The organism is Marinobacter flavimaris, from assembly GCF_002933295.1.
GTDB classification, from domain to species: Bacteria; Pseudomonadota; Gammaproteobacteria; order Pseudomonadales; family Oleiphilaceae; genus Marinobacter; species Marinobacter flavimaris.
In genome coordinates, this window is the sequence record NZ_PSSW01000002.1 from 313,763 (window position 1) to 336,300 (window position 22,538).

Below are 22,538 nucleotides of genomic sequence, written 5' to 3' on the forward strand. Positions count from 1 at the left end.
GGAAAACCATGAGCAACAACGACGTAGTGATTGCAGGATCAGCGCGCACCCCCATGGGTGGCATGATGGGCTCCCTCAGCTCCGTGCGCTCTCCAGACCTGGGCGCCATCTCCATCAAGGCGGCCATTGAACGCTCCGGCCTACAGCCTGCGGATGTGCAGGAAGTAATCATGGGCTGCGTGCTGCCAGCAGGCCTCGGCCAGGCCCCGGCCCGCCAGGCTTCCCGCGCCTCCGGCATTCCGGACAGCTCCGGTTGCACCACCATCAACAAGATGTGCGGCTCCGGCATGCAGGCCGTGATCATGGCTCACGACCAGATCAAGGCCGGTACCAATAACATCATGATCGCCGGCGGCATGGAAAACATGAGCCAGGCACCGTACCTGTTGCCCAAAGCCCGTGGTGGTATGCGCATGGGCCACGGCCAGGTGATGGACAGCATGTTCCTGGATGGCCTGGAAGACGCCTACGAAGGCGGCCTGATGGGCGTCTTCGCACAGCGCACCGCTGATAAATACGACATCAGCCGCCAGGCCATGGATGAATTTGCCATCGGCTCCCTGCAGAAATCCCTGGCAGCCATCGAAAACGGCTGGTTCCGCGACGAAATTGTTCCGGTAACCGTACCTGGCCGTGGCGGTGACACCGAAGTCGACACCGACGAGCAGCCGGGCAACGCAAAGCCGGAGAAAATCCCGCACCTGAAGCCGGCCTTCGCCAAAGACGGTTCCGTGACCGCGGCCAACTCCAGCTCCATCAGCGACGGCGCCTCCGCCCTTGTTCTGGCCTCCGCCGCCGAAGCCGACGCCCGTGGCCTGTCACCCCAGGCCCGCATCGTGGCCCACGCCACCCACGCACGCCTGCCGGCCGAGTTCACCCTTGCGCCCATCGGTTCCATCGAGAAGGTGCTGAAGAAAGCCGGCTGGACCGTGGACGACGTGGATCTCTTCGAGATCAACGAAGCCTTCGCCGTTGTCACCCTGGCGGCCATCAACGAGCTGAAACTGCCGGCTGACAAGGTCAACGTCCACGGTGGCGCCTGTGCCCTGGGGCATCCGATCGGTTCTTCCGGTTCGCGGATCATCGTTACCCTGATCAATGCCCTGAAGCAGCGTGGGCTGAAGCGCGGTGTGGCTTCGCTGTGTATTGGTGGTGGCGAGGGGACTGCAGTTGCCATCGAGTTGATTTGATCGATTCTTGTTGTAGCCTGCCCGGCTAGGGGCGGGCTGCGGGGTGGCCGGTGAATTTTTCTTGGAAAAAGAACTCGCTTCGCTCAGACACCTTTTGCCGGCGAAAAATCCACCGGCCACCCCGCGCCGAGATGCTCTCGAGATATCGCGATTTTCAGAATCTTGCTTTCTCGTTTTTGAAGAAGTGCATTCCTTAGTCCAAAGGACGGTGGTGGGGGTACCTTTTCTGGCGGGAAAAAATGTCTGAGCGAAGCGAGTTGTTTTTCCCAGAAGAAAAGGTACCCCCACTGCCGGCCATCCCCCAAGGCAGAAGTCTCACCATCCCAGAAAGCCTGACTTGATATCAGTCATGCGACCAACTCGATGATTTGCTAGCCTTCAATGCATTGAAATTCCCCGGCATTGGAGAAGGAACCCCCGTGCGAAAGCGCCACGAGTTTATTGAGGAATCCCGCAAACAGTGGAGTTCCGAACCTGCGTTTGTTGCTTCGATGGCCGCAGCGGCTGTTGGGCTCGGGAATCTGTGGCGGTTTCCGTACATGGTGGGGGAGAACGGTGGTGGGGCTTTTGTGGTGGCTTATCTGCTGGCGCTGATTGTGGTGGTTTTGCCCATCATGATTCTGGAAGTCTCTGCAGGGCGGCTCTCAAAAGGCAGTACGGTTCAGACCTACCGGCAGGTGAACCGCTTCGGGGTGGTGTACGGCTGGTTTGTGGTGCTGATCACCGTTGCCATCACCAGCTATTACCTCGTGATCACCGGCTGGACCCTGGGTTATGCAGTGGATGCGGCAACAAACAACCTCCAGGTTTTTGATGACTTTACCGCGGGGTACAACTCGCTTTGGTATTTTTTCGCGGTCACTGTGGTGGGGGCGATCATCCTGGCCAAGGATGTAACAGCGATCGAGCTGTTGTCGAAGATTCTTATGCCGGTGTTGATCGTTGTGATGATCGGGCTGGTGATTCTGGCCAGCCGCACATCCGGCTGGGAGCAGACCAAGGATTTCTTTTTCCAGGTGGACTGGAGTCGCCTCACGGACGGCAAGCTTTGGGCGTTTGCCTTCGGCCAGGCGTTCTATTCTCTGGCGATTGGCCAGGGTTACCTGGTGACCTATGGCAGCTTTATTCCCCGGCAGACCCACGTGCCCCGGGCCTGTCTGATTGTTGCAGGTACCGAGACCAGTGTGGCGCTGCTGGCGGGCTGGATGATCTTTCCGTTTGTGTTCAGCCTGGGTATGGAGCCGACCGAGGGCAGTCAGCTGGCGTTTGTGACCATGCCGCGGGTGTTTGAGGATATGGCTGGTGGCTATTGGGTGGGTACGCTGTTTTTCAGCCTGTTTTTTATGGCGGCGTTCAGTTCCAGCCTGGCCGGGCTGAAGGTGATGATTGCCGCGGTGGCGGAAGAGTTTCGGCTCAGCAATGGCAAGGCTGTGAGTCTTGTTACCCTAATGATGCTGGTGCTTGGAACGGCATCTGCACTGAGCTTTACGCCGCTCGAGTGGAATATTGCCGGTGAGCCGGTGCTGGATGTGATCGACCGGGTGGCCGGGGGTAATGTGATTATCTTCTCCGGGGTGTTGGGCGCCGCTTTGTTCTGCTGGTTTATTCCGCCCGAGAAAATCCGGACAGTGCTGGGTACCCAGAGCCGTTGGTGGGAGTGGCGGATCTACCTGATTGGCCGCTATCTGCCGCTGGTGATGCTGTTCTGGATTTTGGTGACCTACGCCCTGAACCAGGTAGGCATTACTCCGACCTGACCTGGAATTCTCTCGGTTCGATCTTCAGCTTTTTCAGGCGCGAGGTCAGCGTGGTTGGTTTGATGCCCAGCATGGCGGCCGCGCCGTCATCACCGAAGACCCGGCCACTACTCATGGTCAGCGCCCGGGTGAGGTTCTGTTTCTCCAGCTCCCGCAGCTCATGTTCTGTCATCAAGTCACCGCTGTAATGTCTCGCTGGGGCTACTTCTGCAGGGGTGGTTCGGGCTGCGGATTCCGGCCCCGGCAGGTCCAGATCCAGTCGGCCGTCTGACGTGATCACCTGTCGCTCGATCACGTTCTCCAACTCCCGCACGTTGCCGGGCCAGTGATAAGCTCTCAGGGTTTCGACGTCGCGCTCTTTCAGTGCGAGCAGGGGCCGGTTGAACTTCTGGCAGGCCCGGTTCAGAAACTCCTGGGCGAGGATGGGAATATCCTCCAGACGCCGGCGCAAAGGCACGGATTCAATCGGGAAAACATTTAGTCGGAAGTAGAGGTCTTCCCGGAAGGTTTTCTCCTGAACTTCCGATTTCAAGTCCCGGTTGGTGGCGGCAATCACGCGAACATCCACCGCCCGGGTGTTGTTTTCGCCCACACGTTCGAATTGCTGATCCTGGAGTACCCGGAGCAGTTTGCCCTGAAGTTCCAGCGGGATTTCACCGACTTCGTCCAGGAAGAGTGTGCCGCCATCGGAGAGTTCGAATCGGCCCACACGGTCACTGACGGCGCCGGTGAAAGCACCTTTGATATGGCCGAAGAACTCGCTCTCGAACAGGTCTTTGGGGATGGCTGCACAGTTCACCCGAATCAGGGGGCGGTCTCGCCGACTGCTGGACTGGTGGATGGCCCGGGCAATCAGCTCCTTGCCTGTGCCGGATTCCCCGGTGATCAGCACGTTGGCATCGGTGGGCGCCACCATGCCGATACGTCGCACGATGGCTTTGATCGCCTCGCTCTGGCCAAAGATTTCGTGGAAATGATACTCGGCGCTGAGCTCCTCCTGTAGATAGGCATTCTCCATTTCCAGCCGGTGTTTGAGGGTCTCCACTTCCTCCAGCGCTTTCTGCAGTTCCTTCTGGGCCTCCTGCCGTGCTGATATGTCCCGGAATACCACCACTGCGCCTACCGGATGCCCGTTATCCAGAATCGGCGTGCTGGTGTATTCCACCGGGAAGCCGCTGCCATCCTTGCGCCAGAACCAGTCTTCGCCCACGCGCTTCACGCTGGCATCGCGGAAGGCGGCGTAGATCGGGCAGTCCTTGAGTGGGTAAAGGCTGCCATCGGCATGGGAGTGGTGCACCACGCGATGCAGAACCCGACCCATAAGCTCATCAATTCGCCATCCCAGCATGCGCTCGGCGGCGGGGTTTGCGAAGGTGCCGCGCCCTTCGGCATCCACCCCGTAGATGCCTTCCCCGACAGCATGAAGAATCAGCTGGTTTTCCCGCTCCATGTCCTTGAACAGCTCTTCCACCCGCCGCCATTCAAGCAGGCCGCCCCGATGGTAGTGGTTGGCATCGTGGCGTTCCCGAAGGGTTCGCAGCTGGCGTCTGTCCCTCAGTAACAGCAGCACATTCTGGGTTTCCGCCTCGCCAACTCTGGATGAGGAGATCTCCAGTTCCACGGTATGACCGTCCCGGTGCTGGAGAAAGAAGTCGCGGCTCCAGCCGTGGCTGCGAAACAGGGTTTCCTCGGTGAAGGCAATCAGTTGGGGGCGCTGGTCGGTGAACAGGTGGGTGCATGGCGTTCCGACGAGGGATTGCCGGTCGGAGCCGATCATTCGGCCCATGGCGCTGTTGGCGGACAGAATCAAGTCCCTGCCTGCATCTACCAGCAGGGCAGCCTCTGGCAGGTGGTCGATCCAGTTTCCGGTAAGTTCCGGGGCATTGATGGCTTCGGTATTCATGGCGATGTCCTGAGGGCAGTCGGGGAAAACACAACAAACCCTGTGCCAACTACGAAAAATCGCAGTTAAGACTACGAGAAATCGTGAAATACGAAAGTTCGTAGTCGTTCTGTTTGCGGGCATTTAAATTTTATTTAAATAAAAACAGTCAGTTAAAAAAATAACCGGACTTGGCACAAACCCTGCGATACCTCCCTCAGAACGCGGAGCCGACCCGGCCATTTTCAGCCTCGGGCCCGAGCCGCACCTTTGTTGCACCGTGAGAGTGCAGAAATAACCCAAAACTTAGGTCCCAAACCCAGGAGAGTGCGCCATGACCACGAAAAGCCTTGGAAACCCGTTTGACGGTGACAAGTCCCTGATTCATGCCAAGACCTGCGGCTGCCCCGAGTGCAAACCCGGCGACAGCACCCCGTCGATTTCCCTCGATCTCAAGCCCTCTGCCGGCCAGCAGGCAGTTGCTGATGAGCATCTGGATTCAGAAGCGATGATGGATCGCGCCATCGAAGGCGCTGTGGTGCGCTCGGTGTTTGGTCACAACGAACACAGCCGGCGCGCCTTCATGAAAATGATGGGCGCGGGCACTGCAGCGGCGGTTCTGGGTAGCGTGTTCCCGATGGAGAAGGCCAAGGCCGCGGTAAAGGAATCCCTGGGCAAGCTTGAGAAGACCAAGCTGAATGTTGGCTTTGTGCCGATCACCTGCGCGACACCCATCATTATGGCCCACCCGATGGGCTTTTATGAGCGTTATGGCCTGGATGTGACCGTTACCAAGACCGCAGGTTGGGCGGTGGCCCGGGACAAGTCCCTGGCTGGCGAATACGACGCCTCACATATGCTTACTCCCATGCCCCTGGCGATGACCATGGGCGCGGGCTCCACACCGGAGCCGTTCATCATGCCGGCCGTTGAGAACATCAACGGCCAGGCCATCGTGCTGCACGTCGACCACAAGGACAAGCGCGACCCGAAACAGTGGAAAGGCTTCAAGTTTGGCGTGCCGTTCGAGTACTCCATGCACAACTTCCTGTTGCGTTACTACCTGGCCGAGAACGGTATCGACCCGGACAAAGATGTGCAGATCCGAGTGGTTCCGCCACCCGAGATGGTTGCCAACCTCCGCGCCGGTAACCTGGATGGCTACCTGTCACCGGATCCGTTCAACCAGCGTGCTGTTTGGGAGAAGGTGGGCTTCATCCACATGCTGACCAAGGACATCTGGGAAGGCCACCCGTGCTGCGCCTTTGCCTGCAGCAAGCAGTTCGCGACCCAGAACCCGAACACCTACGGCGCCCTGTTGCGCGCCATCATCGACGCGACGCAGTACTCCAACAATCCGGATAACCGTAAGGAAATCTCCGAAGCCATCGCGCCAAAGAACTATCTGAACCAGCCGGTTCCGGTGATTCAGCAGGTGCTGACCGGCTACTACGCCGATGGCCTTGGCGAGGTAAAAGACGTGCCGGACCGCATCGACTTCGACCCGTTCCCGTGGCACTCCATGGGCGTGTGGATCCTCACCCAGATGAAGCGCTGGGGTTATATCGAGGGTGATGTGGACTACAAAGGCATTGCCGAGCAGGTCTACCTGGCGAGCGAGACCGGCAAGATCATGGAAGAACTGGGTTACACCGCTCCGGACAAGACCTACAAGACCCACACCATCATGGGCAAGACGTTCGATTCTGATCGTGCCGAAGAATACGCACGCAGCTTCGACATCGGGAGGGTGTAACCATGGCTTCCCTGAACGTCCGGGCAGCACTGCTGTCGGTGTCGTTCCTGATTCTGGCCCTGGGGCTCTGGGAAATGGCAACCCAGCCCCCGGAGGCCCAGACAGGACTGACCGAATACGAAATGCTGATGGGTGGTGTGGAGCAGGAATCCCGGGTGCCGCCACCCTCGGCGGTGATCAAGCTGGCCTGGGCGGAGTTGTCCGATCCGTTCTATGACGCCGGCGCCAACGACAAGGGCATCGGCATCCAGCTGGCCTATTCGGTGTACCGGGTATTGACCGGCTACCTGGCGGCCATGGCCATTGCGCTGCCCGTCGGGTTCCTGATCGGCATGTCGCCGCTGATGTACAAGGCCCTGAACCCTTACATCCAGGTGCTGCGGCCAATTTCGCCGCTGGCCTGGATGCCCCTGGCCCTGTTCATCATCCAGGACTCCGATGCCTCAGCGATCTTTGTGATCTTCATCTGCTCGATCTGGCCAATGCTTCTGAACACCGCCTTTGGTGTGGCGAACGTGAGGCAGGACTGGGTCAACGTGGCCCGCACCCACGAACTCGGCCCACTGCGCACCGCCATTACGGTGATCCTGCCGGCCGCAGCACCCACCATTCTGACCGGCATGCGGATCTCGATTGGCATTGCCTGGCTGGTCATCGTGGCCGCGGAAATGCTCGTGGGCGGCACCGGCATTGGCTACTACGTGTGGAACGAATGGAACAACCTGGATCTGGCCAGTGTGATCTTCTCCATCCTGATGATCGGGGTGGTGGGCATGCTGCTCGACCTGGCCCTGGGCAAGGCCCAGAAACTGGTGGAATACAAAGAATGAGCGGTCCGGCACCGGTTTCCGGTGCCGGCCTCAACCCTCCGAATGGAGACCTGTTATGAGTAAATCATTCCTGGAAGTAGATGGCCTGTCCAAAGTCTATCCGGACGGCCAGGGCGGTGAGCTGACCGTCTTCGAGGATATCCGCTTTGCCCTGGAGAAAGGTGAGTTTGTTTGCATCATCGGCCACTCCGGTTGCGGCAAATCCACCATCCTGAACGTGTTGGCAGGCCTGGACGAAGCCAGCGCCGGCAACGTGGTGATGAACGGCAAGGAAATCAAAGGCCCAGGCCTTGAGCGCGGGGTTGTGTTCCAGAACTACAGCCTGCTGCCCTGGAAAACCACCCTGAACAACATCGTCTTCGCCGTGCGCGCCCGCTGGCCGGAGTGGTCCAAGGAAAAGGTGAAAGAGCACAGCGAACGCTACCTGAAGATGGTGGGCCTGGACCACGCCCTGAACCGCAAGCCGTCCCAGCTGTCCGGCGGTATGCGTCAGCGGGTGAGTATCGCCCGGGCCTTCGCCACCCAGCCGGAACTCCTGCTGCTGGACGAGCCTTTCGGCGCGCTGGATGCGCTCACCCGGGGTGTGATTCAGGACGAGCTGGTGAAAATCTGGGAAGAAACCCGCCAGACCGTGTTCATGATCACCCACGATGTGGACGAAGCCATTCTACTGTCTGACCGCATCTTCCTGATGTCGAACGGCCCCAACGCCCGCATCGCTGAGAGCGTGAAAGTGGACATTCCGCACCCGCGGGCCCGGGCCACCATCTTCCAGAACCCGGCCTACCACAAAACCCGGGACTACCTGGTGGACTTCCTGGTCAACCGAAGCGGCTCGGCTCTGCCGGAAAAAGACGGCACCCCGAAAATCGTCGAACCCGCCAAAGGCGTTGCCCAGTCCACGCCAGCGTCTGCCGACTCTGAAACCGAATCCGAATCTGAGACTGCCGCCCGTGCGGTGAATGCCTGACGTTAAAACCCAAGAGAGGAAACAGCCATGATGAACAAAGAACTGATGACCGCCAAAATCCTGGAAGCCAAAGTGTCCAAGGGAATGACCTGGGAAGCCATCGCCGAAACCATCGGCCTATCCCCGGTGTTCACCACCTCAGCGGCCCTGGGTATGAACAGCCTCACCGAAGACAAGGCCTTTGCCCTGTGCGAAGTCCTCGACCTGGACAAGCCGATAGCCGAAGCCCTGCAGGTCTGCCCCAAAAAAGCCTGGGACGGCGCCGTTCCGCAGGATCCGCTGATTTACCGTTTGTACGAAGTGGTGGGTGTCTACGGCGACACTATAAAAGAGCTCATCCATGAGAAGTTCGGCGACGGCATCATGAGTGCCATCGATTTCACCATGGACATCGAGAAGGAAGAGAATCCGAAGGGCGACCGTGTGGTCGTGACTATGAACGGGAAGTTCCTGCCTTACAAAGCCTGGTAAATCGGAAGAGCCCGCCTTTGTAGCCTGTTGGTTGAGGGGCGGGCCTGCGGGGTGGCAGGTGGAGTTTTTCTTGGAAAAAGAACTCGCTTCGCTCAGACACCTTTTTCCGGCGAAAAATCCACCTGCCACCCCGCGCCGACGTGCAACACGGGTTCACCGGTTTAAGGATTTTTGTGCTTTTGTAGGTTGGATTAGCCGCAGGCGTAATCCAACGGGTTTTGTCGGATTACGCTTCGCTAATCCTACGAAATATTCCCTTTAGAATTATCGCTGCTGCCCGTCGGTAGGGGGTGGGGGTATTTTTTCTGACAGGGAAAAGATGTCTGAGCGCAGCGAGTTGTTTTCCCCGAAGAAAAGATACCCCCACCCCCGTACCTGCCCGCCAAATCTCAGGCTACAGAAAGACCACGCCCGCCAAACCTCAGGCTAGGAAAGGACGATACCCCCCAAAGTCTCAGGCCGAACGAGACCGGGCCACAGATCCAGCCGCGAGGGCAACCTCGGCAACCGTGTGCAGCTTCTCCAGTTGCGACTGCAACATGGCAATCGGCCTTGTACCCTCCAAAGTCAGTGCGATATCCAGATGCTCGCCAGCGGTTTCAACCGCCATGGTGGCAATCCGGAACCCGCGGATGCGGACCACCTGGCAGAGCCGCTCCAGGGCGGCGGCTTCGTGGGTCATGCGGCAGTTGATGGTGTAGCTGGGCGTTGATGGCTGGCTTTGCGGGTTCATGCAACTTGCTCCTTGCTGGCTTTTGCGGTGCGGGCGGTTTCGTCGATCATGTCTGTGTTGCTTGCGCCGGGTTTGACGATGGGCCATACGTTTTCTTCACGGCTGATGGCAACGTGCAGCAGCATCGGGCCGTTGTAGGCCAGGATGGTTTCGATGCCGCGGCGGATCTGGTCGGTGCGTTCGATGTGCAGGGCCGGAATGTCGAAGGCCCGGGCCATGGCGACGAAGTCGGGGTTGTCGTCCAGGTTTATCTGGCTTTCGCGGTTGTTGTAGAACAGTTCCTGCTGCTGGCGGACCATGCCCAGGCACTGGTTGTCCATGACGATCAGCTTTACCGGCAGGTTGTAGCGGCGGATGGTGGCCAGTTCCTGGGCGTTCATCATGAACGAGCCATCACCGGTTACGTTGATGACGGTGCTGTTGCGATCCGCAAACTGGGCGCCGATGGCAGCTGGCAGGCCGAAGCCCATGGTTCCGAGGCCGCCGCTGGTCAGGTGATGGCGCGGGTGATAGAAGTCGTAATGCTGGGCCACCCACATCTGGTGCTGGCCAACGTCACAGGCGATGACGGTGTCGTCCGGGGCAATCCGGGAGAGCTGGCGGATGAAGGCCGGGCCGGTGATCGGGGCCATCGGGTCATCGTTGTCGGCCGCATGGAAGCCGCCGGTGGTGTGCCAGGTGCGGCACTGTTTCTGCCATTCATTGATGGCCAGTGGCTCGGCCTGCAATGCGTCCGCCAGTGATTTCAGTATCTCGTTCAGGTCGCCGCGGATGGCCAGGTCGGCGTCGCGCAGTTTGTTGATTTCGGCTGCGTCGGCATCGATGTGAATCATCCTGGCGTTGGGCGCAAAGCCATCCAGTTTGCCGGTGGCGCGATCATCTAGGCGGGCGCCGATGACCAGCAGCAGGTCGCACTCGTCGACGGCCTTGTTGGCAGCCCGGGAGCCGTGCATGCCCAGCATGCCGAGGTTGTAGGGATTGTGTTTCCCGGGGTTGCCGATGCCTTTCAGAGTTACAACCGCGGGCAGGGCGGAGGATTCGGCAAAGGCCCGGAAGCTGTCCTCGGCGTGGGCCAGGCTGATGCCACCGCCACTGTAGAGCAGGGGCTTGCGGGCTGCGCGCAGCATTGCCAGGGCGTCCGTCAGGTCGGTTGAAGCTGTTTCACGGGCTTCAGGCTGGGGGAAGGGCGCATAGGCCGCTTCGCTCAGCAACAGGTCCTTGGGAATATCAATCCAGACCGGCCCGGGGCGACCGCTCTGAGCCAGTTCGATCGCCTCTTCCATGATGGTCGGCAGGCTGTCTGCATCGTCAATCAGGTAACTGTGTTTAACGATGCCCAGGGTCATGCCCAGTACGTCGGTTTCCTGGAAGGCGTCGGTGCCGATCAGGCCCGAGGGAACCTGGCCGGTGATCACCAGCATGGGAATGGAATCCCGGTGCGCGTTGGCAACGCCGGTGATCAGGTTGGTGGCGCCGGGGCCCGACGTGGCAATGCAGACGCCCAGCTTGCCACTGGCCCGGGCGTAGCCGTCTGCCGCCAGGGCGCAGCCCTGTTCATGGCGGCACAGCACGTGCTCCACGCCCACATCGTCCACCAGCGCGTCGTATAGCGGCATGATGCAGCCACCCGGATACCCGAAAACCGTGCTGATGTTGTGGCGGTGGAACGCTTCAAGAATGTGCTGTGCGCCGTTCATGGTCGTTTTTCCCTTTTCTTTTGCCGTAAAAAAAGAAACCCCCGGGACCTTTCGGTGCCGGGGGTTTCTGGTGTTTTGTCAGGTTTGTCGCTATCTCACCCGCTTGTCCACGCAGAAGCCCCCGGACGGTACCACGACCACCAGGACAAGCTTCACAAGGACAATCACTGCGTTGAGATTCATAAAATCGACAGTCTGCTCTGAATTCGTAAAAAGATTCTGTGTAGAATCTACCCCACGTTTTTATACAGATGCAACCGTTAATTGCCGGTTTTTCTGCCAACCTCCGATTCAGGAACAGTGAGCATTCAATGACGAAAGCAAAATGGGGTTCTCTTGGGCTGTCACTTCTGATCGTGATCGCGCTGGTGGTCTGGATGGCGACCGGTGAGGTAAAGGTGGCCAGTGATGAGGCTCCGGAACGTCAGGACAGCGGCGATGGCCAGCCTACAACTGTGCAGGTGGAAACCCTGACGGCACGGCTGCATGAGCCGGGCCTGATGCTGCAGGGCCAGTTGGAGCCCTGGAGTTCGGTGATGCTGAGTGCCCAGGTGCCCGGCCGCGTGGAGTCTCTGGCTGTGAGTCTGGGTGAGCAGGTCCAGCAGGGTCAGAAGCTGCTTACGATAGCTGATGAAGGGCGGAGTGCCGCGGTGTTGCGCTGGCAGTCCCAGGTTCGGAAACTGGAAGCGGACCTGGTGGCGGCCCGCCGGCTCCGCGCCAATAACCTTGCCTCGGAATCCCAGATTTTGAGCCTGGAAAGCGAACTTGCTGCCGCTGAAGCGGAGCTGACCGGTGCCCGACAGGCCATCAGCCACCTCACTCCCGAGGCGCCTTTTGACGGCATTATCAACAGCAAATCGGTGGATATCGGCGATCTGGTGCAGGTGGGTTCCCCCCTGTTTCAATTGGTGAGGGTGGATCGCCTGAAGGCTACCGCGCAGATCCCCCAGCAATCGGTGGGCAATGTGGCGCCCGGTCAGTCTGTTCGCGTGGATTTGCTGGATGGCAGCCGTCTTTCTGGCGTGGTGACCTTTGTGGCCAGCGCTGCCTCGCCCGAAACCCGGAGTTTTGCCGTGGAGATCGCGGTGGAGAATCCGGATCGCAAACGGGTGGCCGGTGGCAGCGCCAGCCTGCGGGTGGCATTGCCGGAGGTAAAGGCGATGTTTATCTCACCCGCTTATTTGTCCCTCGGTGATGACGGTCGCCCCGGTGTGAAATACGTGAACGGTGAGAACCGTGTCGAGTTCGGTGAAGTGAAGTTGTTGAGTGTATCCACCGAGGGTGCCTGGGTGACCGGCTTGCCGGATGAGATCCGCCTGATTACCCGCGGCGGTGGTTTCGTCAGCACCGGGGAACAGGTTGTGCCGGTCGACGCCGCTGAAGACAGGGGCTAGACCGCATGCGCGCACTGATCTTCGCAGCCATTGATCGCAGCCGGACCACCTTGCTGACGCTTCTGTTCCTCCTGCTCGGGGGTATTGCCGCGTTTCAGACCATCCCGAAGGAAGCCAACCCCGACGTCACCATCCCCATGATCTATGTCTCCATGACCCTGGATGGCATCAGCCCGGAGGACGCCGAGCGTCTGCTGGTGCGGCCCATGGAGCAGGAGCTGCGTTCGCTTGAAGGCATCAAGGAAATGCGTGGTACCGCCTCGGAAGGTCATGCCTCGGTGATGCTGGAGTTCGATGCCGGGTTTGATCCGGACAAGGCGCTGCAGGATGTTCGCGAGAAAGTGGATACCGCCCGAACCAAGCTGCCCCAGGAGGCGGACGAGCCCAGGGTGAACGAAATCAACGTGTCCCTGTTCCCGGTGTTGTCCGTCGGTCTGTCCGGGCCACTGTCGGAGCGGGAGCTGATCACCATCGCCCGCCGGTTCCAGGATGCCATCGAGTCCATTCCGGAAGTGCTTGAGGTGGAGATTGGCGGCGATCGGGAAGACCTGCTGGAAATCGTGGTCGATCCCCAGGTTCTGGAGAGCTACGGCATCGACTTCGATCAACTGGCTTCCCTGGTAACCCGCAACAACCAGCTGGTCGCTGCAGGCTCCCTCGATACCGGCAACGGCCGCATGGCCCTGAAAGTGCCCGGCGTGATCGAAACCATCGAAGATGTGATGTCCATGCCGGTGAAGGTGGATGGCGACACGGTCGTTACGTTTGGCGACGTGGCCATGCTCCAGCGCACCTTCAAGGATCCGACCGGTTTTGCCCGCATCAATGGCGAGCCGGCGTTGGTGCTGGAGGTGTCCAAGCGCTCGGGCGCCAACATTATCGAAACCATTGCCCAGGTTCGCGAATTGATCGATGAGGCCAGGCCTCAGCTGCCGGACTCTCTGGAAATCCGCTACATCATGGACCAGTCCGAGGAAGTCCGGGATATTCTCAGTGACCTGCTGAATAACGTGCTCACCGCCATCGTGCTGGTTCTGATTGTGGTGATTGCCGCCATGGGGCCGCGTTCGGCGGTTATGGTGGGGCTGACGATTCCTGGTGCCTTCCTCACCGGCATCCTGGTGATCTGGAGCATGGGGCTCACGCTCAACATCGTGGTGCTGTTCAGTCTGATCCTGGTGGCCGGCATGCTGGTGGATGGCGCCATTGTTGTGTCGGAGCTGGCGGACCGGAACCTGTCGGAGGGGCAGACGGTAAAGCACGCCTGGGCCGAGGCGGCCAGTCGCATGGCCTGGCCCATTATTGCGTCGACCGCAACCACGCTGGCGGTGTTTGTGCCGTTGTTGTTCTGGCCCGGCGTTGTCGGGGAGTTCATGAAGTTCCTGCCGCTGACGGTGATTATCTGTCTGATTGCTTCCCTGGCCATGGCGCTGGTGTTCCTGCCCGTGCTGGGCAGCACCAGTGGGGGGCGCCGGGCGCGGCAGGGGCATTCTTCGGGGCGCCTGATGGAGGGTTATCGACGGGTACTGGGGCTGCTACTTCGTTCACCGGGGCTGACGTTGATTGGTGTGCTCTGCGTGATCGCCGTGATCTACGCCGCGTACGCCCGCTTCAACCATGGGGTTGAGTTCTTCCCCAGTGTGGAGCCGGATTCCGCCCAGGTTCAGGTGAGGGCGAGGGGTGATCTTTCAGTGTGGGAGCGGGATGCCATTGTGCGTGAAGTGGAGCAGCGGTTGCGTGGCATGCCCGAGGTGAAGGCCCTGTACGCCCGCTCAATGGTACAGACCAGCTCGCAACTGGCGCCAGATGTCATAGGCGTTCTGCAATTCCAGTTTACCGACTGGTTCACCCGGCGACCGGCCAGCGCGATTCTCGAGGACTTCCGCGACATGACCTCTGATATAGCGGGCGTTGAGCTGGAATTCCGCAAACAGGAAGGTGGGCCTGCCGAAGGCAAACCGATAGAGCTACAGGTGAGCAGCCGCGAAGCAAACAGTCTCAATGGCTACGTGGACGAAATCAAAGACCGCATGCGTGAGCTCGGTGGTTTCGTGGACATCGAAGACGACCGCAGCCTTCCGGGGATTGAGTGGCGGCTGCAGGTTGACCGGGAAGCCGCCGCTCGCTTCGGTACCGATGTGCTGGGTATCGGCAGTGCCGTGCGCTTGGTGACCAACGGGTTGAAACTGGCCACCTATCGCCCTGAAGACGTGCGGGATGAAGTGGACATCGTGGTGCGAGTTCCGAATAACTGGCGGGAACTGGATCATCTGCAGCGCCAGACCATTCATACCTCCCGGGGCCAGGTGCCGCTCTCTGAATTCGTCGATCTTCGCCCCGGCGACAAAACCAACAGTATTGTCCGGGTGGATGGCCAGCGCACGGTAACCATCAAATCCGATCTGGCACAGGGGCGCCGCGTGGATGAGCTGCTGCGGGCCCTGCAGGCCGAGATGCCGGAACCGCCAGAGGGAATTTCGGTGAAGTTTGCCGGCGAGAACGAGGATCAGCAGCAGGCATCAAACTTCCTTGCGACGGCCTTCCTGGTAGCCATCGGCCTCATGCTGTTGATACTGGTGACCCAGTTCAATTCGTTGTACCAGACCTTCCTGATTCTCTCGGCGATTGTGCTCTCCACCGCCGGGGTGCTGCTCGGGCTTCTGGTAAACGGTCAGTCGTTCGGCATTGTGATGGTGGGAATGGGTACGATTGCCCTGGCAGGCATCGTGGTAAACAACAACATCATTCTGATCGATACCTACAACCAGATGCGCAAGGACGGGGTTGAGGCCTACGAGGCCGCCCTGGAAACCGGTTGCCTTCGCCTGAGGCCGGTGCTGCTGACGGCCATCACCACTGTGCTGGGGTTGATGCCCATGGTCCTCGGCGTCAATGTGGACCTGCTGACGCCCTCCCTGGGCCTTGGTGCGCCATCAACCCAGTGGTGGACCCAGCTGTCCAGTGCCATCGCGGGGGGGTTGGCGTTTGCTACGGTGCTGACGCTGTTGCTCACACCTGCATTGCTGGTGCTGGGTAACCGGGCCGGTCGGGCTTTCGGGAGTCTGACCAGCCGCTTCCGAACTACTTAATGCTTGATCCGGCCCGCCAGTTCCTGGGCCCGGGCAGCCATGGCTTCCAGTTCAGGTACCGTGCGCAGGTTGTTTTCAGCAGCCTGGTGCATGGCTTCGGAGGTTTCGGCCACATCCGTGACATTGCGGTTGATGTCTTCACAGACACTGGTCTGTTCTTCGGCCGCTGTAGCAACCTGGGTTGTTGCGTCGTTGATGCTGCCCATGCGCCGGTTGATTTCGGCCAGGGTGGCGCGTACGGCTTCAACGGCCTCGCTGCTTTCCTGAGCTACAACGCCTGAGGCCTGCATGAACTCGGTGGCGTCCCGCGAAGCCCCACTGATGGCGCCGATGATCTGGTCGATTTCCACGGTGGCTTCCTGGGTCTTGGCAGCCAGGTTCCGGACTTCATCGGCAACCACCGCGAATCCGCGACCTGCGTCGCCGGCCCGGGCCGCCTCGATGGCGGCGTTCAGTGCCAGCAGGTTGGTCTGGTCTGCAATTTCCCGGATAACCTGCATAACGTCGCCGACCTTCTTGCCATCATTGGCGAGTTGGTTAACGGTTTCGGCCGAGTTCCGGATCTGGTCGGTCAGACGCCGCATGCTGTCTACCGCCTTGTTGATCTGCGAATCCGCTGTAGCCGTCTCGTCGGATGTCTGGCTCACTTCGGTGGCTACCGAGGCAGCGTGACTGGCCACATCCTCCGCGGTGGCAGACATTTCGTTCATGGCTGTCGCAATCTGCTCAATGCGCTGGTGGGCCAGGTCAGACTGGCTGACGACACTGTCGGCGTTCTGGCGGATCAACTCGCCGGTATCGTTCAGTTGCCTGGCGTTCTCGCTCAGTTGGCTTCCGGTATCGCTGAGGAAGCGGTGCAGGCTTCGGGCAGCGTCGGCCAATTGCCCCAATTCGTCAGCCCGCTGCATGGTTACAGGATCCGAAAGATCACCGTCGCCCAGTCGGGAGATCTGCGAGGTGAGCTTCTGTGCGGGCCGGACCACACCTGACAAAAGGATCATTATCAGCGCGATGGTACCCAGAATGATGGCGGCAATCAGAAGACCCGCCACCAGCCAGCTACGCTCGGTGACAACGGTGTTCAGGGTTCGGGCCCGGACAAGGCTATCTTCACGGACTGCGGTTGCAGCATCTACAATCAGTCTGGCAGGTTCACGGTCGATCCCCTGTACCGCGGCATCGCCTGCGTTCGGATCAAAGCCTGAGCGTGTGAACGCCTCGAATCCCTCACGATAGGCACGCCCCATCGTCTGGTGTGCCTGTTTGAAGTCGGACATCAGTGACTTTGCCTGTGGCTCCTGAATTCGGGGAATCAGGTCATCAAGCTGGCTCTGTATTGATGCTTCGCGCTGCTGAAATCGGCCCCAGTATTTGTCCAGTTGTTCCGGGTCGGCTCCGCGGATCAGGACGTTTTTCCACTCCTGGACCTGGGTCTTGAAATCAGAAAGCACATCCTGGGCTTCAAGGGCGTTCACCATCCTGGTACTTACAAGACTGTTGAAGTCATCTTTGACTTTCAGGGAGAAGTTCAGGTAAATCACCGCCACTGCGGCGACGACTAGATTTGCCGTCAAAACGACGAGAAGAACCCGGTTGAGAATGCTTTTCGAGTACCAGTTCATCAGCTATTCCTGGGAGCGATCGATGGTAAGGGTGTGTCGCTAGTGTATACGTAGCGTTAGTTGATTAGGTTATCTACTTTGGTATCGGCTAGGGAAGCGGGCTCTTGAATGCAATTGGCCGACTTGAATATGAAGCTTTTATGACATCTATCTTATGAGCAACCCACTAACCGTTCTTTACCGGGACGAACACCTTCTGGCTGTCCACAAACCGGCCGGGCTGTTGGTTCACCGGAGCCCTATCGACAAACACGAAACCGAGTTTGCCCTGCAATATGCCCGGGCGCTAAATGAGGGCCAGCATGTTTACCCGGTCCATCGACTGGACCGGCCTACCTCCGGCGTCCTGGTGTTTGCCAGGGACAGCGACACTGCCCGCACGCTGGGTATGGCGCTGATGGCCGGTGAGGTGACGAAAACCTATCTGGCGATGGTGCGTGGCTGGCCGCCGGAACACGGGGAGATTGATCATCCCTTGCGAGAGGAACCGGAGGATCGACGGCTGAAAGGGGAAGAGCAGCCGGTGCGGGACGCTCTCACTTATTACCGCACGCTGGCGACGACCGAGATACCAGTGGAGATCGAGAAATACCCGAGCAGTCGCTACGCCGTTGTTGAACTGAACCCGAAAACTGGCCGAAAGCACCAGTTGCGCAGGCATATGAAACACATCAACCACCCGATCATTGGCGATGCCAATCACGGTCGGGGCCGCCACAACCGCTATTTTGCAGAGCGATTCGGCCAGGGGCGGTTGATGCTGGCCGCAACCCGGATGGCATTCCAGCACCCGGTTTCGGGTAAACCACTGACCATTAGCGCCGCGCCTGAGGCGAGCTTTCTGGAGGTGTTATCGCTTTTCCCGGGATTTGACGTACGGGATCACTCGGAAAAGTAGCGCTTGATAAACCCTGGGTAGGGAAGCGGTTTACTGTAACGGTAGCCCTGAAGGTAGTCGCAGCCTTTCTCGAACAGCCAGCTTTCATGGGCTTCGCTCTCCACACCTTCTGCAACGACAGAAAGGCCAAGCCCCCTGGCCAGGCCAATGATCGACAGGGTGATAGCGCAATCGTTTTCGTCATCCGGAAGGTTGTTGATGAACGAGCGGTCGATCTTGATGCGGGAGAAGGGCAGGCTTTTGAGCCGGGTCAGCGATGAGTACCCGGTGCCAAAGTCGTCGATAGCGAGCTCGGCGCCGGCGTGTACCAGCTGTTCCAGAACCCGACCGATGACACTGAAATCACCCTGGATGGAGTCTTCGGTCACCTCAAACTGCAGGGCACTGACCGGCATGCCCTGGTTACCGCAGATCTCTTTTACCAGCTCTGGCAACTCTGGGACCAATATCTGCTCTGCCGACAGGTTGACGGATATCGTTGGTAATGGCGTATTCCGGTCTTTTGCCTCACGCCAGTGAGCGCAGACGTTTTTCAGCACACAGGCGCCCAGCTCATACATCAGGCCGGCGCTGCGCGCCACGTCCAGAAATTCAATCGGTGACAGCCAGCCACGTTGCGGGTGCTGCCAGCGAACCAGGGCCTCGGCGCTTTCCAGCTGTGTTCCCGTGCGGTCCATGATTGGCTGGTAGAAGACATCGAGGCCGCTGGTTCTGAGTGTTTCCCGCAGCTCGCTCTCGAGCGCAAACCGGGAGCGGGCTGTCATCTGGATTTCCGAATCGAACAGGGTCGAACGGTCCCCGCCCTGCCGCTTCGCGTGGTACATCGCAGCCTCTGCACCTCTGAGCAGTTCTTCTGACTCGTGGCAATCGCCCGGGAAGTGACAGATGCCCACACTGGCACTGACATTCAGATCCTGATCGGACACCCGGATAGACTGGCGAATACGGCTGTGGATCTCGCGGATCACCTCGTCCAGAAAGCTCGGCTGGGTGTAGTTGCGAATAACCAGGGCAAATTCATCCCCTCCAATGCGCGCCAGAAAGTCCTTGCCCGCCAACTGGATTTCTTTCAGGCGCTGTCCGATATCGGCGATGACCTGATCCCCCGCCTGAGGGCCAAGGCCATCGTTGATGGTTTTCAGGCGGTCAACGTCAATCCAGAGCAGTGCAAGACTGCCGGTACCCCGGCCTTTGATCTTGCGCACCAGGTGGTTCAGCCGGTCACGCAGTGAATCAATGTTGGCGAGTCCGGTGAGGGAGTCGTAGCGACTGACGTATTCCAGCGCCCGCTTGGATCTCAGCCATGCCTCGTGAGTGTTCATCAGGCTTATGGTGTCTGCAATGGCAGCTGACAGCGAAATGTCCGGGACCGACCAGTCACGGCGCACACTTGACTCCAGGCAGACAACCCCGCTGAGTTGTTCGCCGTCGAAAATCGGCGCGTCTAACATGGAATGAATGTTTTGCACGGACAGATAATCGCGGTCGAAGGAACGGGTACGGATATCATTGCGGGCGTCTTCCACGGCAATGACTCGTTCTTCGGTGATGGCGCGGAAGTAGTCAGGGTGGTCTGAGCGAAACAGGTTGAACTCTGAGCCATTCTGCGCGATGCAGCTATTGCGGCCGGGCAGCTCTGTGTCGTGAAGCCACTCGCAGGTGATCCGGTCCCGTTCCGGAGGGAAAAGCCAGACACTCGCCCGTTTCACGCCCAACAGCCGGGTGCACAGCTCCATGAGTGCTGCCAGCTTCCGGGGGCGGGGCATCTCGATAAAGCTGGTATTGTGGCTCAGCTCCATCAGTGCCTTGTGGTGGGTCACGAGGACTTCACTGTCACGCATGGCCGGGCTCAATAAATTGTCCTTCTTAGAATTACGAACGGCCTTGGCTCTCGGTTTGGATACTTGATCAGGTTACGTCTAAGTTCTTTAAAGAATATGGCAGCTGTTTTTATAAGTGTCCAACTTCAAGCGGGATTGGCCAGTGAGTCCCTGGCGTTTTGTTCCCCACTGCCAGGATTGTTCCGGCTGAAATCGCAAAGCAGCGGCCAGGGATGGGTGGCTTCCAGAGTGAAGGCGATATCCAGCAACGTGCGTTCGCCTCCGTGCCGCCCCATAAACTGAACGGACACGGGCAGTTGATCGGGCGTGTGGCCCATGGGCAATGAGATTGCCGGTGCGCCCGTGGCGTTTGCCAGAGGGGTGAAGCTCACATACTCGCGCAGCCGTTCGAACAGGGTGTCAAAAGGCACATCGGGGCTCAGGTGGCCAAGGGCGGGCGTGGTGTGGCCAAGTACCGGTGTGAGCACGGCATCAAATCCGGCCATGGCATGTGCATAGTCGTGCCAGGAACGCTTGAGCCGCCAGAGCGCAGTTGGCAGGCGCCAGAACTGTCGCCGGAACATCCTGTCGAGGCCGTTGGTCAGGCCGTCTGTTTTGTGTTTGTCGAAGGCCGGGTGAAGCAGTTTCCTGCCGTTGGCCCTGATGCCGAAGGCAAGCAGTGCCCAGTACAGGGCAAAGTCATCGGGGAAGGTGCTGTGCACCGGAACGGGCACTGGCTCAATGCGGTGGCCCATTTTTTCCAGCTTGAGCGCCGTTTCTTCGACAGTCCATCGGGTGATGTCATCGGTTTTGTGACCATTGATGGAATCCAGCACCAGTCCGATTCTCAACGGACGACCGGAGGGGCCCTCCATTCTTCCAATGGGCGGCAGGCCGGGATTGCGGAAATAGGTCTCGGCCTGCTCGAAAAAATTAGCGGTATCCCGTACCGAGCGCGTCACTACGCCCTCGCTGATAATGTTGATCGGCAGGGAGGTCGCCGCTTCGTTGTCTATCAATCGTCCTCGTGTGGGCTTAAGGCCGACCAGGCCGCAGCAGGCGGCCGGAATCCGTATGGAGCCTCCGCCGTCATTCGCGTGGGCAATGGGTACCACGCCGGCCGCCACAAGGGCCGCTGAACCGCCTGAGGAGGCTCCGGAGGAATAGGCCAGGTTCCACGGGTTACAGGTTGCCGGCGCGTGTGCGGGCTCGGTTGTGGCGTTGAATCCGAATTCCGGCAGGGTGCTTTTACCCAGGCACAGAAAACCCTGGGCAAGCAACTGGCGGGCAAATGGACTGGTATCGGATGCAGGAACGCTGGGCACGGCCAGGGAGCCGTGCCGCGTGGTCATGTCCAACACGTTGGTGTTGTCTTTGATAAGTGTTGGAACACCGCGGAACAGGGGAAAGGAACCGGTCTGGTCGGCGGCATCAAGCTTTGAAGCAGTCCGGATCGCCTGGTCGTAATTCGCCGAGGCCAGACCGTGAAGGAGCGGTTCGACCGCCTGTGCGCGAGCGATAGCGGCTTGAGTGAGTTCGGTGACCGATATTTCCCGGCGGCGGACCCGTTCGGCAAGGGCAGTGGCGTCATCGCAACCTATCGCGTCGTTTCTGAAACTGTGGCAGGACTGCGGGGCGCTCATGGCCAGACTCTCCTTGAAAGTGATTCCACGACTCTACTGCATTTGAAAACGTGATGACATGTCATTTTAGGTAGGGTGAGTGGTCGGCGGCTAGCACAGGGCCTTTTCACAGACCTCTTCAAATAATAAGCTGTCGGCCTGAAAACGTTGTAAGCGATCCTGATGGAATTTATTGAACCCCTCGTACGCCACTTTCTCGGCATTTTCTTTCTGATGATCGGTCTGCAGTTTGCTGGCCGAAGCCTCGGGCTGTATCAGAGAATGCGCTTTTCGCACATTAACTATGGTGAGCGAGGGAGTGCGCCCTGGTGGCACCGGCAAACCTTCAATGTGTTTCGGGCGTTCATTCTCGGCGTCTGCGTGGTGCGGATTTTTGCGGATATCGACCCCTGGCTGGGCGTGTTCGGCCCGCTCTATGTGTGGCCGATTTTGCTGGTTGGCATGCTCCTCCTGATTGGCTCATTTACTACCGTGAACTATCTGCAGGCCTACATGCATGAGGATTGGCGCTCTGGTATCGATCCTCGGAAGGATGAGCGCAAACTGCTCACAGGCGGGCCATTTGGCCGTTCCCGTAATCCCCTGTTCCTGGCTGTGATGGCTGGGCAGCTCGGTTTTTTCCTGGCCTTGCCCAGTGTGTTTTCCCTGGTATGCCTGGTGGCCGGTGTACTGGTGATCACCCGCCAGGCCCGGGAGGAGGAGAAGGCGCTGGCGGATAAATTTGGCGAGGACTACGAGCATTATCGCGTGCGGGTACCGCGCTGGTTCTGACCCGGTGACGGCAGA

At 59.3% G+C, this 22,538-nt stretch carries 16 protein-coding genes; 10 read left to right on the forward strand and 6 right to left on the reverse strand.

Annotated elements, in window-relative coordinates; genetic code table 11:
• Positions 1 to 8 precede the first annotated feature (8 nt).
• Both MDHKLMBL_RS05150 and MDHKLMBL_RS05155 read left to right on the forward strand, forming a co-directional pair.
• Entirely contained in the window at positions 9 to 1,190 is a 1,182-nt protein-coding gene (locus MDHKLMBL_RS05150) for a thiolase family protein (RefSeq protein WP_104270265.1), read from the forward strand.
• A gap of 419 nt (positions 1,191 to 1,609) precedes the next feature.
• Positions 1,610 to 2,947: a sodium-dependent transporter gene (locus MDHKLMBL_RS05155; protein ID WP_104270266.1), complete on the forward strand. Its 1,338-nt coding sequence runs from the start codon at positions 1,610 to 1,612 to the stop codon at positions 2,945 to 2,947.
• Here MDHKLMBL_RS05155 and MDHKLMBL_RS05160 read toward each other — a convergent pair.
• Positions 2,934 to 4,850 (reverse strand): sigma 54-interacting transcriptional regulator, encoded by a 1,917-nt coding sequence (locus tag MDHKLMBL_RS05160; RefSeq protein WP_104270267.1) that lies wholly within the window; start codon positions 4,848 to 4,850, stop codon positions 2,934 to 2,936. The two genes, MDHKLMBL_RS05155 and MDHKLMBL_RS05160, sit on opposite strands and share 14 nt — an antisense overlap.
• Before the next feature lie 313 nt (positions 4,851 to 5,163).
• On the opposite strand from MDHKLMBL_RS05160, the gene MDHKLMBL_RS05165 reads away from it, so the two are divergent.
• From MDHKLMBL_RS05165 to cynS, 4 genes are read left to right on the forward strand one after another with little or no spacing between them, the layout of a single operon-like run.
• Entirely contained in the window at positions 5,164 to 6,585 is a 1,422-nt protein-coding gene (locus MDHKLMBL_RS05165) for an ABC transporter substrate-binding protein (RefSeq protein WP_008170591.1), read from the forward strand.
• Positions 6,586 to 6,587: 2 nt separating this feature from the next.
• A complete protein-coding gene (gene ntrB / locus MDHKLMBL_RS05170) occupies positions 6,588 to 7,415 on the forward strand; it encodes a nitrate ABC transporter permease (protein WP_008170590.1) in 828 nt (275 codons plus the stop codon).
• 55 nt (positions 7,416 to 7,470) lie between these two features.
• Complete coding sequence (locus MDHKLMBL_RS05175; protein ID WP_008170588.1) at positions 7,471 to 8,385, forward strand: ABC transporter ATP-binding protein; 915 nt, start codon at positions 7,471 to 7,473, stop codon at positions 8,383 to 8,385.
• Positions 8,386 to 8,412: 27 nt separating this feature from the next.
• Positions 8,413 to 8,856 carry a cyanase gene (gene cynS / locus MDHKLMBL_RS05180; RefSeq protein WP_008170587.1) on the forward strand — a complete coding sequence of 148 codons (444 nt, stop codon included), beginning with the start codon at positions 8,413 to 8,415 and terminating at the stop codon, positions 8,854 to 8,856.
• A 454-nt stretch (positions 8,857 to 9,310) separates the two neighbouring features.
• On the opposite strand, the gene MDHKLMBL_RS05185 is transcribed toward cynS, so the two are convergent.
• Together MDHKLMBL_RS05185 and ilvG are read right to left on the reverse strand one after the other, a co-directional pair.
• Positions 9,311 to 9,589: an ACT domain-containing protein gene (locus MDHKLMBL_RS05185; RefSeq protein WP_008170585.1), complete on the reverse strand. Its 279-nt coding sequence runs from the start codon at positions 9,587 to 9,589 to the stop codon at positions 9,311 to 9,313.
• A complete protein-coding gene (gene ilvG, locus MDHKLMBL_RS05190; protein ID WP_104270268.1) occupies positions 9,586 to 11,286 on the reverse strand; it encodes an acetolactate synthase 2 catalytic subunit in 1,701 nt (566 codons plus the stop codon). The genes MDHKLMBL_RS05185 and ilvG overlap by 4 nt, the downstream gene beginning before the upstream one ends.
• Before the next feature lie 311 nt (positions 11,287 to 11,597).
• On the opposite strand from ilvG, the gene MDHKLMBL_RS05195 reads away from it, so the two are divergent.
• Positions 11,598 to 12,680 (forward strand): efflux RND transporter periplasmic adaptor subunit, encoded by a 1,083-nt coding sequence (locus MDHKLMBL_RS05195; RefSeq protein ID WP_104270269.1) that lies wholly within the window; start codon positions 11,598 to 11,600, stop codon positions 12,678 to 12,680.
• A gap of 5 nt (positions 12,681 to 12,685) precedes the next feature.
• Positions 12,686 to 15,769: an efflux RND transporter permease subunit gene (locus MDHKLMBL_RS05200; RefSeq protein ID WP_104270270.1), complete on the forward strand. Its 3,084-nt coding sequence runs from the start codon at positions 12,686 to 12,688 to the stop codon at positions 15,767 to 15,769.
• Here the strand turns inward: MDHKLMBL_RS05200 and MDHKLMBL_RS05205 are convergent.
• Complete coding sequence (locus MDHKLMBL_RS05205) at positions 15,766 to 17,391, reverse strand: methyl-accepting chemotaxis protein (protein ID WP_008170578.1); 1,626 nt, start codon at positions 17,389 to 17,391, stop codon at positions 15,766 to 15,768. The genes MDHKLMBL_RS05200 and MDHKLMBL_RS05205 overlap by 4 nt on opposite strands.
• Positions 17,392 to 17,545: 154 nt before the next feature.
• Here MDHKLMBL_RS05205 and MDHKLMBL_RS05210 point away from each other — a divergent pair, with 154 nt between their 5' ends.
• Positions 17,546 to 18,289, forward strand: coding sequence for a pseudouridine synthase (locus MDHKLMBL_RS05210; RefSeq protein ID WP_008170576.1), 744 nt, complete (start codon positions 17,546 to 17,548; stop codon positions 18,287 to 18,289).
• Here MDHKLMBL_RS05210 and MDHKLMBL_RS05215 read toward each other — a convergent pair.
• Both MDHKLMBL_RS05215 and MDHKLMBL_RS05220 read right to left on the reverse strand, forming a co-directional pair.
• Positions 18,274 to 20,130, reverse strand: a complete 1,857-nt coding sequence (locus MDHKLMBL_RS05215) for a putative bifunctional diguanylate cyclase/phosphodiesterase (RefSeq protein WP_104270361.1) — start codon at positions 20,128 to 20,130, stop codon at positions 18,274 to 18,276. The two genes, MDHKLMBL_RS05210 and MDHKLMBL_RS05215, sit on opposite strands and share 16 nt — an antisense overlap.
• Before the next feature lie 125 nt (positions 20,131 to 20,255).
• A complete protein-coding gene (locus MDHKLMBL_RS05220; protein WP_104270271.1) occupies positions 20,256 to 21,752 on the reverse strand; it encodes an amidase in 1,497 nt (498 codons plus the stop codon).
• A gap of 162 nt (positions 21,753 to 21,914) precedes the next feature.
• Here MDHKLMBL_RS05220 and MDHKLMBL_RS05225 point away from each other — a divergent pair, with 162 nt between their 5' ends.
• Positions 21,915 to 22,523: a methyltransferase family protein gene (locus MDHKLMBL_RS05225; protein ID WP_008170570.1), complete on the forward strand. Its 609-nt coding sequence runs from the start codon at positions 21,915 to 21,917 to the stop codon at positions 22,521 to 22,523.
• Positions 22,524 to 22,538 lie beyond the last annotated feature (15 nt).

Excerpts from the sequence above, each read along its gene's own strand:
- MDHKLMBL_RS05150 (WP_104270265.1), top strand. The coding sequence starts at position 9 with ATGAGCAACAACGACGTAGTGATTGCAGGATCAGCGCGCACCCCCATG.
- MDHKLMBL_RS05160 (WP_104270267.1), bottom strand. The coding sequence starts at position 4,850 with ATGAATACCGAAGCCATCAATGCCCCGGAACTTACCGGAAACTGGATC.
- MDHKLMBL_RS05165 (WP_008170591.1), top strand. The coding sequence starts at position 5,164 with ATGACCACGAAAAGCCTTGGAAACCCGTTTGACGGTGACAAGTCCCTG.
- ntrB (WP_008170590.1), top strand. The coding sequence starts at position 6,588 with ATGGCTTCCCTGAACGTCCGGGCAGCACTGCTGTCGGTGTCGTTCCTG.
- MDHKLMBL_RS05175 (WP_008170588.1), top strand. The coding sequence starts at position 7,471 with ATGAGTAAATCATTCCTGGAAGTAGATGGCCTGTCCAAAGTCTATCCG.
- cynS (WP_008170587.1), top strand. The coding sequence starts at position 8,413 with ATGATGAACAAAGAACTGATGACCGCCAAAATCCTGGAAGCCAAAGTG.
- MDHKLMBL_RS05185 (WP_008170585.1), bottom strand. The coding sequence starts at position 9,589 with ATGAACCCGCAAAGCCAGCCATCAACGCCCAGCTACACCATCAACTGC.
- ilvG (WP_104270268.1), bottom strand. The coding sequence starts at position 11,286 with ATGAACGGCGCACAGCACATTCTTGAAGCGTTCCACCGCCACAACATC.
- MDHKLMBL_RS05195 (WP_104270269.1), top strand. The coding sequence starts at position 11,598 with ATGACGAAAGCAAAATGGGGTTCTCTTGGGCTGTCACTTCTGATCGTG.
- MDHKLMBL_RS05200 (WP_104270270.1), top strand. The coding sequence starts at position 12,686 with ATGCGCGCACTGATCTTCGCAGCCATTGATCGCAGCCGGACCACCTTG.
- MDHKLMBL_RS05205 (WP_008170578.1), bottom strand. The coding sequence starts at position 17,391 with ATGAACTGGTACTCGAAAAGCATTCTCAACCGGGTTCTTCTCGTCGTT.
- MDHKLMBL_RS05210 (WP_008170576.1), top strand. The coding sequence starts at position 17,546 with ATGAGCAACCCACTAACCGTTCTTTACCGGGACGAACACCTTCTGGCT.
- MDHKLMBL_RS05215 (WP_104270361.1), bottom strand. The coding sequence starts at position 20,130 with ATGCGTGACAGTGAAGTCCTCGTGACCCACCACAAGGCACTGATGGAG.
- MDHKLMBL_RS05220 (WP_104270271.1), bottom strand. The coding sequence starts at position 21,752 with ATGAGCGCCCCGCAGTCCTGCCACAGTTTCAGAAACGACGCGATAGGT.
- MDHKLMBL_RS05225 (WP_008170570.1), top strand. The coding sequence starts at position 21,915 with ATGGAATTTATTGAACCCCTCGTACGCCACTTTCTCGGCATTTTCTTT.